We start from the raw sequence: 1333 nt of genomic DNA on the forward strand, positions 1-1333 counted from the left end.
GCCGCTGCGCTGCCGCACTGCGTCGGACTGACCGAACTGCCCGGCCGCGGTCACATGACGCCGGTCGAGGACACGCCCGCCGTAGAGGAGCCGACCTTGAAATACCACCCTTTAATGGCTGGTGTTCTAACGTAGACCCGTGATCCGGGTTGCGGACAGTGTCTGGTGGGTAGTTTGACTGGGGCGGTCTCCTCCCAAAGAGTAACGGAGGAGCACGAAGGTTAGCTAATCCTGGTCGGACATCAGGAGGTTAGTGCAATGGCATAAGCTAGCTTGACTGCGAGAGTGACGGCTCGAGCAGGTGCGAAAGCAGGTCATAGTGATCCGGTGGTTCTGAATGGAAGGGCCATCGCTCAACGGATAAAAGGTACTCCGGGGATAACAGGCTGATACCGCCCAAGAGTTCATATCGACGGCGGTGTTTGGCACCTCGATGTCGGCTCATCACATCCTGGGGCTGAAGTAGGTCCCAAGGGTATGGCTGTTCGCCATTTAAAGTGGTACGCGAGCTGGGTTTAGAACGTCGTGAGACAGTTCGGTCCCTATCTGCCGTGGGCGCTGGAGAATTGAGGGGGGCTGCTCCTAGTACGAGAGGACCGGAGTGGACGCATCACTGGTGTTCGGGTTGTCATGCCAATGGCACTGCCCGGTAGCTAAATGCGGAAGAGATAAGTGCTGAAAGCATCTAAGCACGAAACTTGCCCCGAGATGAGTTCTCCCTGAGACTTTAAGTCTCCTGAAGGAACGTTGAAGACGACGACGTTGATAGGTCGGGTGTGTAAGCGCAGCGATGCGTTGAGCTAACCGATACTAATGAACCGTGAGGCTTAACCTTACAACGCCGAAGCTGTTTTGGCGGTGAGAGACGATTTTCAGCCTGATACAGATAACAGAATTTGCCTGGCGGCTTTAGCGCGGTGGTCCCACCTGACCCCATGCCGAACTCAGAAGTGAAACGCCGTAGCGCCGATGGTAGTGTGGGGTCTCCCCATGTGAGAGTAGGGAACTGCCAGGCATCAAATAGAAGAACCCCGTACCGTAAGGTGCGGGGTTTTTTGCTTTGGGCGTTATTCCTCTCCTTGAAACTTTCTCACCTTCCTCTTGCAGACTCGACATTCAGGCCGGATCTCGGTATTGTTAGCTGTCTGGATGTCTAAACGTTTATACGTATGCTTTGAGGATTCAACGATATGCCGATTCGGGTGCAGGACGAGCTACCAGCCGTCAATTTCTTACGTGAAGAGAACGTCTTTGTGATGACGGCTTCACGCGCAACAGTTCAGGAAATTCGCCCGCTGAAGGTTCTTATTCTCAACCTGATGCCGAAAAAGAT

The 1333-nt window shown here is 54.0% G+C and carries 1 protein-coding gene and 2 rRNA genes; all 3 read left to right on the forward strand.

Translation table 11 applies throughout. From position 1 onward, the window contains the following. A 23S ribosomal RNA gene (locus tag AB0399_RS40470) occupies window positions 1-835 on the forward strand; the annotation flags it as partial. A gap of 64 nt (window positions 836-899) precedes the next feature. Continuing rightward, window positions 900-1015 (forward strand): 5S ribosomal RNA (gene rrf / locus AB0399_RS40475). A 175-nt stretch (window positions 1016-1190) separates the two neighbouring features. Then, a partial coding sequence (locus AB0399_RS40480) for a homoserine O-succinyltransferase (protein ID WP_366414697.1) occupies window positions 1191-1333 on the forward strand: 143 nt, incomplete at its 3' end.

The sequence above is a fragment of the Streptomyces sp. NPDC088194 genome, from assembly GCF_040702025.1.
Lineage (GTDB): Bacteria > Actinomycetota > Actinomycetes > Streptomycetales > Streptomycetaceae > Actinacidiphila.